Here is a 10281-nt window from a genome sequence, read left to right on the forward strand (position 1 = left end):
GATGCAACTGATAAGGAAGTTATGAAGATTTCTAGAATCACATTAATCGCGATTACAATAGTAGGAGTGCTTATTGCCTTAGATGAAAATAGCGTTATTTTTAATGTAGTATCCTTTGCTTGGGCAGGTTTCGGTGCAACATTTGGTCCTATTATGCTGTTCTCCTTATTTTGGAAGAGAACGACAAGAGAAGGCGCCATTGCGGGTATGCTTACCGGTGGTATAATGGTATTTATATGGAATCTTTTCATTAAACCTCTAGGTGGTATATTTGGCATCTATGAACTAATGCCAGCGTTTATTCTTTCTTGTATAGCTATTATAATAGTTTCACTGATAACAAAAGAACCATCAGAAGAAATACAAAAGGAATTTGATCTTGCAAAACAAGCTTAATATGAATTACATAATTCAAAGCTTCTTCTGATTAGGGAGAAGCTTTTTATGTACTAAGAAAAGTTCTAGGTATTAATTAAGTTCTTATTAAATACTAATAATTGGATGCAACAATCACAAATAATGATCTAAAAGAATTTGCTTAGAACTTACAACGTAGAGGTAAGTGACAACTCCCAAACAACCTCAGATGGGAAGCCGCTGAGGTGATCTGTGGCATATTTATGGTATAATAAATTTTGTAGATAAAAAGCTAAGTTAGATATTTAGGAGGTTAATATGATTAGAAAGCAATTGTTATTGTCTATATGTTGTAGCCTATTGCTACTATTTGCCGGTTGTTCTAGCCAAAAAGATCCTGTAGGTTTGGTAGATCAGTATATTAAATTATGGGAATCAAAGGATTATGAAGATATGTATGCAGTTATTTCCCCAGAAGATAAGGATGGATTATCTTTAAAGGAGTTTAAAAAGGCATACGAGGAGCTTTATACAGATTTGAAAGTAGATTCGATAGCTGTAGAAAACTTAGGGGATGAAAAGAAATTAAAAGAAAAAATTGAAAACGAAGATAAAGTGAGTATCCCGATTAAGGTCACCCTTCAGACGGCCTATGGTGAAAAATCCTATAATCTAGAAGTGAGCGTAGTAAAAGAAGAAGTCGAAGATAAGTCTTCTTGGTATATTGATTGGGATTACGATTTGATATATGAAAATCTTGAGGCTGGAGACTCTATCATTACGAGGAACACTTCACCTGTTCGCGGGGTTATTGCAGATCGCAATGGCAATAAATTAGCTCAAAATAGCACTGTAATTCAAGTAGGTATTGTCCCTGGTAGACTAGGAGATATGAAAGAAGAAGTCATTAGGGATATAGCAGAAGCTTTCTCTATTTCTGAAGATTATATAAAAGACCGATTAAATCTCTCATGGGTAAAGGACGAATCTTTTGTAGATATTGTAAAAATACCTATAGAGCAAGTGTCTCAAATAGAAGAAATATATGCTAAAAATAATGGTGCTACGTATAAAGAAATAGTTGAACGGGTTTATCCCTATAAGGAAGTAGCTGCTCATTTAACAGGTTATCTAGGTTATATTGGTGAGGATGAATTAAAGGAGTTAGAGGGTCAAGGATTTACTTCAAACAGCAAGCTAGGCAAGACTGGCTTAGAGAAAATTTTTGATGAGACATTAAGAGGAGTACCTGGCAAAAAAGTTGTGATAGCAAGCAATAAGGGAACAGAAAAAGAAGTTTTAAAGGAAGAGAAGGCAAAAGACGGAGAAGATTTAGTAATTACTATCGACATAGACCTACAGAAAAAATTATATGAAAGTATGAATGGGGAAAGGGGAACTGCAGCTTCTGTAAACTATAAAAATGGTGAAATTTTAGCCATAGTTAGTTCACCTTCTTATGACCCGAACAAATTCACTTTAGGGATCACTTCAGGAGAATTAACAGCTCTTCAAGAAGATAAAAGTAATCCACTTCTAAATCGGTTTACCAAGGTCTATACACCTGGTTCTGTTCTCAAGCCTATTACAGCTGCAATAGCTTTAAATGGTAAGGTGATTGATGAGAATTTTACTATAAATGTGAAGGGGAAAGATTGGCAAAAGGATTCATCTTGGGGAGATTATTATATCACTAGAGTAACAGACCCAGGAACTCCAGTAGATTTAGAAAAAGCTATGGTTTACTCGGACAATATATACTTTGGTCAAGTAGCTCTGAAAATTGGAGAAGAAAATTTTATTCAAAGGGCAAAAGATTTTGGCATCGGAGTAGATTTAAAGATACGTTATAGTATGAATGAATCACAACTTGCAAATAAAAATAAAATTTCAAGTGAAATCTTGCTAGGCGATACAGGCTATGGACAAGGGCAAGTATTAACTAATATTTTAAATATACCAAAAGCTTTCTCTGCCTTTACTAACGATGGAGGCATAGTAGAGCTAAAGTTAATTATGGATAAAGCCGAACCTGTAATAACGAATATAATATCTAAAGAAGTCTCTAATAAAGTCTTTGACCTAATGGTAAAGGTAGTAGAAGACCCTAAAGGAACAGGACATGAAGCTTATATTGCAGGCAAGACCATTGCAGGAAAAACAGGAACCGCAGAAGTAAGCGATGCAAATGAGTCTAATCAAAAGGACGAAATAGGCTGGTTTTCAGCCATAGACAAAAGTGAAACTACCCCATATATTACGACTATGATGATAGAAGAAGTACAAGGCAGAGGTGGAAGCCATGTAGTAGTGCCGAAGGTTAGGGCGTTTATACAAAATTATGAATAGTTGGTAAATCAAAGTAGTGAACAATAGTTGGGCGATAGTTAAACTATTGCCCAATTTTTTTTGTGAATAGACAAGTTTTTTTATTCATCTTCAGATTTCTACTTTTAAGTTTTTCCTGTTCAACTGTCCACCAGTAAGAATTTTTTTCAGAAAAAGAAGGAATTTACTAACTTGTGTAGAATTATATACTTAAGTTTAGTCTCTTTAACGATATGTGTTTTTGTACCCGGTAAAGATTGCATATACAAAAGCGCTTTATGGAGCGGATAGTAAGAAAATTAATGTTTCTTCTTAAACAGCCAAAATTCTACAAAAAATGCGCAATGAAAAATCTAATATTATAAAATAGGATCTTATGAAGCTGAAATTAGAAAACCTATGAAAATTCTCTTGAGAAAAAAAGTCTATCTATGAAGCAAATAAGGGATTTATTGATACATATAGCGCAGAAAAATATAAAAAGGCAGTGATTCAAATTGTGAAGGATTTAAACTTAAAAATGTAAAATTAAAAGTGTAGCTTGTAAAGTGATACACCTCGCTTTAAGGCAAGGTGATTTTTCGCTTAACACGTTTTTAAGGATGTATTAAGATTCACTTAAGAGTCATATATTATTCTTAGTAAATAAAATAGTACAAAGGGGTCATGTAAAATGCAATTGTCTACAAAAAATAAAATTATTCTTTTGATTATGTCCGTAAGCATATTTATTATAACCTTTTTAACTTATATGACGGGCCATTCTGTTACATAGTAAAAAGAGTCAAGCTATAGGATTTATAAAATACGTAATATGAACTGAAAACTCATTTTATAGATTTGGCTACTAAAGGTAGCCAATCCACTAGGCTAGTATTCGAGTTGTTATTTTAGTTCTTCATCCCATTTGACGATATCTTCATAATGATTGCTTACATCTATAACAGTTAATTTTTTATTCAATCTATCTACCTTACGCTTCATCTGGCTCAAGGCTTTTAATACGGCACCATTTTTTGTAGTAGAAGTACCTCTAATGAGTTCATTTAAGGCTGGGTCATTTATAATTACAGTAAATTCATCTCCATCAATTTGTTGGAACTCTTCAAGCAAAGCTATATAAGCTTTGATACCAACTGCAGCTGGTTTAATATAGTCCTGATAAATTGACTTTTTACATATTAATTCTTCATCTCTATAAATACTGTATCGAATTTCAATATCTTCCCCTTCATAATAAGCAGGAATTCCTACTAAATACGCTGTAATCATTGCATACTCCTCTAATCATGATTTGTTTTTCTTTATTATACTATATAAACATCAAAATATCTAAACGATTCATATAAATTATAATAAATATTTTTGTATTCTCTTGACATTGACGTAACGTTAAGGTGTATAGTGCATCTTGAAAGGAGGTTTTCAGGTGGAATATACGATTCAAAAATTAAGCAAAATGGCGGGAATAACTACTCGTACATTAAGGTATTATGATGAAATAGGAATACTCAAGCCGGCGAGGATTAATTCATCAGGATATCGAATGTTCGGTCAAAAGGAAGTGGATCGGTTACAACAAATACTCTTTTATCGTGAGTTGGGCATTGAACTATCTCGTATCAAAGAGATTATAACTTCGCCCTCCTTTGACGAACAAATTGCTTTAAAAGAGCATCATGAAAAACTTCTTGAAAAAAGAGCTCAATTAGATGTATTAATTGAAAATGTAGAAAATACCATGGCTTTAAAAGAAGGGAGAATTATAATGAACGATCAAGAAAAATTTAAAGGTTTTAAGAAAAAGCTTGTTGAGGATAATGAAAAAAAATATGGAGATGAAATTCGGCAGAAATATGGTAAGGACACGGTAGAAAAATCCAATAAAAAGGTAATGAATATGTCCCAAGAAGACTACGAAGAGGTTACCAAATTAGAGGGTGAAGTAAAAGAAACTTTGGCTGAAGCCTTTAAAGGAGGAGATCCTGCCAGTGAATTAGCTCAAAAGGCAGCAGATCTTCATAAACAATGGATTACCTACTATTGGGGTTTCTACAGCCCAGAGGCTCATGCAGGTCTAGCGCAAATGTATGTGGAAGACGAGAGGTTTACAGCATACTACGATGAAAACCAACCGGGCACAGCGGATTTTTTGAGGGATGCGGTTATTATTTATACGAAACAATAGTTTGGCCGGTTGGGCAGGAAAAGAGCACTTGCTTTCAGGTAAGTAAATGTAAAATCCTTCATAGCAAGCTTCTTCCGCCTCATTATAGCCACCATTGGTGGCTTATTTGTTTTTCTCGTCCAACCAATTCTTACAGATATCTTCCTTTTCCACCTTTCGAAGCTGCTTAATTGCATACTCTCTTCTCATAGCTTCTTGCTTTGTAGAGGTTTCTTCTACGTATACTAGTTTTACTGGGCGCTTTGAGCAGGTGTATTTGGCGCCTTTGCCTTCGTTGTGTTGCTTTGTGCGGCGTTTTGGATCTGTAGTCCATCCTGTGTATAGAGAGTTGTCTTTACAGCGGACCATATAAACATAATACATAAGCTATTCTCTATTACTTTCTAGAGTTTGGATTAACGAAATAATAGGTTAAGCTTGGACCATCATTAAAGAAGTTTCCAGCGGTTTTTGCGCTTTTTTCCGTAAATCTGTTTTGAGAAAGATTTGTGTTTTGAGTGCTATCGTAAATTATATATGGTACAGGATCTGATGTATGTGTTCTTTTGGCAATAGGCGTCATGTGATCTGGCAGAATCATGATTCGGTAATCTTCTTTTGCCTCGTCTAGTGCATTTTTTATTGCTCCGACTATTTTATCGTCGATTAACTCTAAAGACTTTATCTTGCCTTCTAAATCTCCTTGATGACCGCATTCATCTGGGGCTTCTAAGTGAATGTAAACAAAATCGTCTCCATTTAGTAATGCTTCAATGGCGGCTTTACCTTTACCATCAAAATTGGTATGGAGAGTACCAGTAGCTCCCTCGACCTTAACAGGTTGTAAACCTGCTAATATGCCAATACCGTTAATTAAATCTACTGCAGAGATGACAGATCCTTTTAATTGGTATTTATCATAAAAAGGGTCTAACTGAGGTTTTTTTCCTTCGCCCCAAATCCAGATGGAATTAGCAGGGTTAAGTCCTCTCTCTTTACGTGCAATATTAATGGGATGATCTTTTAGCAAGTCATAAGAATGACTCATCATATTATATAAAATATCTTTATAAGGCCCCTTAGGTAAGTAATTTGTAATCTTTTGGGTTAATATGTCGTGTGGTGGTGTCAAATCGAAGTCGTAAGGACCTTCTTTCCATAAAATAAGGTGTCTGTAACTTACGCCAGGATAAAATTGAATGAATTCTGTCTGAAGTTTTTCTCGAATATCTAGTATTAATTGAGTAGATTCCTCTGTTGTAATATCCCCAGAAGAATGATCGAGAATGGTCTTTTCTTCGTAAGGCTCGTCTTCAGTGAGGGTTACGATATTACATCGAAAGGTTATATCTGTATCTATAAGGGGGACACCCATACTTGCCGCCTCTAATGGGGAACGACCTGTATGATACTTGTCTGGTGCATAACCCATTACAGATAAATTTGCTACATCACTGCCAGGTTGCATGCCCCTTGGAATCGTCTGAACTAAACCTACTTCTCCCTTTTGTGCTAATTCATCTATAAAAGGTGTTCTTGCTACTTCTAAAGGCGTCTTATTTCCAAGGCTTTCGATATCGTAATCTCCAGCACCATCGGTTAAAATAATAATATGTTTCATCTTAATCACCCTATCTATTCTATGTCTGTTATGCGATAATTTTATCATAAAAGTAGAAAATTGAAAGCGGAAAGTAGAAAAAAAGCTCATCTATAGACGAGAAAGGATTGAGAGATTGTTCAACAATCATTTTTACTTAGAACGTACAACGCACACCTTACAAGTGCTGATCGCTGGTGGTTGGTAGCTTGCCCTCAATGACTTGTTCATAAAAGGTTAGCATAAATCCGGCTGTTGTTCGCTCTGCTAGGGGAATGACGCATCGTGTGATTTTATCAAAACGTTCATCGTCTTTTTTTATATGACGGTAATGTTTGTACACTTTTAAAGAGACCCTAGCATTAAATCTAAAATAGTTATCTAGAGATTTTAATTTATAAACTCCATTGAGATCTCTGTAATCTTGAACATTTTGATAGGTTTTTATGACGTAGTTCTCATATTGGCGATGATTGTCCAATAATCGAATATTAGCGTGCTGAGGTACTGCCATATCTTGAATGAGATGAGCAGTAGCACCTAGATAAAACATGGCATCGTCTATTTCACCTTTTTTAATTAAGTTAATGCTTTTATTACAATAGGTTAAAGCCAAATCTTTTGCACTGCTCCTTCCATACATGCCTTTACCTGTATAAGGGTTGTAGAAGTGATTGCTACTTTTAAAGTCCTGATCTGCCCAAACAGCACCTTCGTTAATATCCTGTATGTACTGTTTAAAATAAGCATATTCTGTAAAATGTTTGTCCTTCCTCAGTATATTTAAGGCTTGTAGATTAAGGAACTTATGAACCTCACATTCCGTGCTGATAACTCTTTTTTTAAAAGGATTGAGCACAGCAAAAAGAAGTTGCAAAGCTGTTCCATAAGTCTTAGCAAGTACAGTCATATTAAGAACCTCCTAAAGTAGTAAAATTTCCTAATTAGTTTACCCAATCCATTAAAAAAATCCCTTCGAAAAGGGATTTTTTAGTTCTAAGATTTACGCTGTAAGTTCTAAGGAAAAGAACAGGTCACCGTTGGTGACAAAATACTTAGAACATAGAACTTACAACTTAGAACTTCCTAATACCAGTATCCTGGACCTCTTCCATATCTATCATATCTGTCGCGTCTACGCCCGCGGTTTCTATCATGGGGGAATCTTCTTCTATCTAAAAGCTCTTGTATCAGCAGTATTGATACTAAATCTCTAAATGGACCAGAATTTCTATTCCACTGATTAATATCTACTTCTTGGCTTTGGGAGTTTTCTTCGTTTTCAATTACATTATTTTGAATATCGCTTACCATTTCATCAAATTCTTCTCTATTTGGAACGTACATGTCACCGTATTGTGCGTGCATGCGATCGCATCGATAAGACACACTTGGGTATACAGTATGGTAAACCGTTGGATACATTTCTTCTAATTGGGCCTCTGACATATCAAGATACTCGCCCATTGGATTTTCCTCATAGGGAATATAGGGGGCATTCATATAATATGCATAGGGATTAAAACCTGAATTTGTATATCTCAAAATCATACATCCTTTCTAAAGTTTTACAGTATATCATATGGTAAGCGACTTTTGATGGTACCTATTAAGACGAAAATAGATAAAAATATATAGCAAATGAATATCTAAGTACATAATATTCGCAATATTTAGTTATTATAAGTAAAGAACAAAGATAAAGTGAAAAACAAAAATTGTTGACAATTATAAAGCAATGTCATATTATTTGATTATCAAACTATTTGAAAATCAAAGGAATTTGGAGATGATAAAATGCTCTTACCGAGTTTAAAAATAGGAAATTTAATAGCGAAAGTGCCAGTTATACAGGGTGGTATGGGAGTAGGTGTCTCATTATCTTCTTTAGCAGCAGCAGTTGCCAATGAAGGTGGAATTGGTATTATTTCTGGGGTGCAAAATGGCTTTAGAGAGGCGGATTTTAGAACAAATAACTTAATGGCTAATTTACGTGCTATGAGAAAAGAAATTCAACGGGCTAGAGAATTATCTCCTAAAGGCATCATTGGTATAAATATTATGACAGCAGCTACTCAATACAAGGAACTTGTAGAGGAAGCTGTTAAAGAAAAAATAGATATTATTATTGCAGGAGCAGGTTTGCCAAAAGATTTGCCTAAGTACGTAAAAGGCACAAACACGAAAGCTGTCCCAGTTGTTTCTTCAGGAAAGGCTGCAAAAATCATTGCCAAGTTGTGGATCAGAAATTACGACTATCTTCCTGATGCCATTGTAGTAGAAGGACCTGAAGCAGGCGGTCACTTAGGATTTTCAAGTGAAGAGGTAAAAAACCCAAATAGACCTAAAATCATGGATCTTTTAAAAGATGTCTTAAAAGAAATCATGCCTTTTGAAACCCAATATAGCAAAAAGATTCCAGTAATTGTAGCTGGAGGGGTGTTTTCTGGAAAGGACATTAGAGAGTACATTAAAAATGGAGCATCTGGTGTACAAATGTCTACTCGCTTTGTAGCTACAGAAGAATGTGATGCGTCTATTGAATTTAAAGAGGCATACGTTAATGCAAAAGATGAAGATGTAATGATCGTGCACAGTCCTGTAGGCATGCCAGGCAGAGCAATTCGCACTCCTTTTTCAGAACAAATGGAGAATGAAAGAATGCCTATTAAGACTTGCTACAACTGTTTGACTCCATGTGAGCCCAAGGCAGCACCTTATTGCATATCAGACGCCTTAATTAATGCCGTTAAAGGCCATATTGAAAAGGGTCTAGTATTTTGTGGAAGTAATGTCTCGAAAATAGATGAAATCATTACTGTAAAAGAGCTATTTAGTAGAATAAAAAAAGAAGCTAAAGAAGTTGAGTAATTCAGCTTCTTTTTTTTGTGCTTGAATTTTCTGAATATTTATAATATTATATTAATATTAATCATGATAGGGGGAAAAATTGTTGAAAAAGAATAAACTGTTTTTAAGTACATTAGCGCTTATATTGATGATCTCCATAACGCTTGTAGGATGCTCTGGTGGAGGCGGTGCTGATGGAGATACGATTAAAATTGGTGCACTTGGACCTTTGACAGGTGAAGTTGCTTCATACGGTACAGCCACAATAAATGGCGTAAATTTAGCTATTGAAGAAATCAACGCCAACGGAGGTATTGATGGAAAACAAATCGAAATCGTACAATATGATACAAAAGGCGATAAGACAGAAACCATTAATATTTACAACCGATTGAGAGATCAAGATGAAGTTGTAGCGGTTATAGGTGGCGTAATTAGTGGTGAAACGTTGGCGATTAAAGATCTAGCTACTTCAGACAATATGCCTTTGATTACTGCAACATCAACTGCATTAGAAGCTACAGAAGAGGGCTCAACTGTTTTTAGAGTATGTTACACAGATCCATATCAAGGAGCAGCAGCTGCTAAATTTAGTATTGAAACACTAGGTGCTAAATCTGTTGGAATCTTGTACAATACAGATGATGCATATTCAGTAGGTGTAACGGATGTATATGCAAAAGCTTTTGAAGATGCAGGTCTTAAGGTAACAAATAAATTAGGTTATCCAAAAGGGGAAGGCGACTTTAGTGCTCTTCTTACACAAGTACAACAATCCAATCCAGATATCATTTTCTTACCTGATTACTACGACAAAGTAGGTAAAATTACTACTCAAATAAGACGTATGGGTCTTGAACAAGATGTTGTAGGTGTAGATGGTTGGGATAGCGTAGAAAAAGATTACGCAGAGCAAGTAGAAGGGTATTACTTTGTAAATCACTTTGCAAAAACAGATTCAGATAAAGTGGTTCAAAAC

9 protein-coding genes and 1 pseudogene are annotated in these 10281 nt (G+C 35.0%); 5 read left to right on the plus strand and 5 right to left on the minus strand.

Annotation, left to right across the window (positions count from 1 at the left end):
• Together Q7P22_RS08185 and Q7P22_RS08190 are read left to right on the plus strand one after the other, a co-directional pair.
• Positions 1–396 (plus strand): annotated as a pseudogene (locus Q7P22_RS08185) (sodium:proline symporter); the annotation flags it as partial.
• Positions 397–675: 279 nt separating this feature from the next.
• Complete coding sequence (locus Q7P22_RS08190) at positions 676–2706, plus strand: penicillin-binding transpeptidase domain-containing protein (RefSeq protein WP_303862961.1); 2031 nt, start codon at positions 676–678, stop codon at positions 2704–2706.
• Between the two features lie 864 nt (positions 2707–3570).
• Here the strand turns inward: Q7P22_RS08190 and Q7P22_RS08195 are convergent.
• The gene (locus Q7P22_RS08195) at positions 3571–3957 is read right to left on the minus strand and encodes a hypothetical protein (RefSeq protein ID WP_303862964.1); all 387 of its coding nucleotides are present in this window, start codon (positions 3955–3957) and stop codon (positions 3571–3573) included.
• 157 nt (positions 3958–4114) lie between these two features.
• On the opposite strand from Q7P22_RS08195, the gene Q7P22_RS08200 reads away from it, so the two are divergent.
• Positions 4115–4873 (plus strand): MerR family transcriptional regulator, encoded by a 759-nt coding sequence (locus tag Q7P22_RS08200; RefSeq protein ID WP_303862967.1) that lies wholly within the window; start codon positions 4115–4117, stop codon positions 4871–4873.
• 102 nt (positions 4874–4975) lie between these two features.
• On the opposite strand, the gene Q7P22_RS08205 is transcribed toward Q7P22_RS08200, so the two are convergent.
• The 4 genes from Q7P22_RS08205 to Q7P22_RS08220 form a co-directional block, all read right to left on the minus strand.
• The gene (locus Q7P22_RS08205; protein WP_303862970.1) at positions 4976–5236 is read right to left on the minus strand and encodes a GIY-YIG nuclease family protein; all 261 of its coding nucleotides are present in this window, start codon (positions 5234–5236) and stop codon (positions 4976–4978) included.
• Between the two features lie 13 nt (positions 5237–5249).
• Entirely contained in the window at positions 5250–6473 is a 1224-nt protein-coding gene (locus Q7P22_RS08210) for a cofactor-independent phosphoglycerate mutase (RefSeq protein WP_303862973.1), read from the minus strand.
• A gap of 157 nt (positions 6474–6630) precedes the next feature.
• The gene (locus tag Q7P22_RS08215; RefSeq protein ID WP_303862976.1) at positions 6631–7362 is read right to left on the minus strand and encodes a zinc dependent phospholipase C family protein; all 732 of its coding nucleotides are present in this window, start codon (positions 7360–7362) and stop codon (positions 6631–6633) included.
• A 176-nt stretch (positions 7363–7538) separates the two neighbouring features.
• Entirely contained in the window at positions 7539–7997 is a 459-nt protein-coding gene (locus Q7P22_RS08220) for a hypothetical protein (protein ID WP_303862979.1), read from the minus strand.
• Positions 7998–8249: 252 nt separating this feature from the next.
• Here Q7P22_RS08220 and Q7P22_RS08225 point away from each other — a divergent pair, with 252 nt between their 5' ends.
• Both Q7P22_RS08225 and Q7P22_RS08230 read left to right on the plus strand, forming a co-directional pair.
• The gene (locus tag Q7P22_RS08225) at positions 8250–9323 is read left to right on the plus strand and encodes a nitronate monooxygenase family protein (protein WP_303862982.1); all 1074 of its coding nucleotides are present in this window, start codon (positions 8250–8252) and stop codon (positions 9321–9323) included.
• A gap of 82 nt (positions 9324–9405) precedes the next feature.
• Positions 9406–10281, plus strand: an 876-nt coding sequence (locus Q7P22_RS08230; RefSeq protein WP_303862985.1) for an ABC transporter substrate-binding protein, incomplete at its 3' end; no start/stop codon positions are given.

The sequence above is a fragment of the Alkalibaculum bacchi genome (assembly GCF_937875145.1).
Lineage (GTDB): Bacteria > Bacillota > Clostridia > Eubacteriales > Alkalibacteraceae > Alkalibaculum > Alkalibaculum bacchi_A.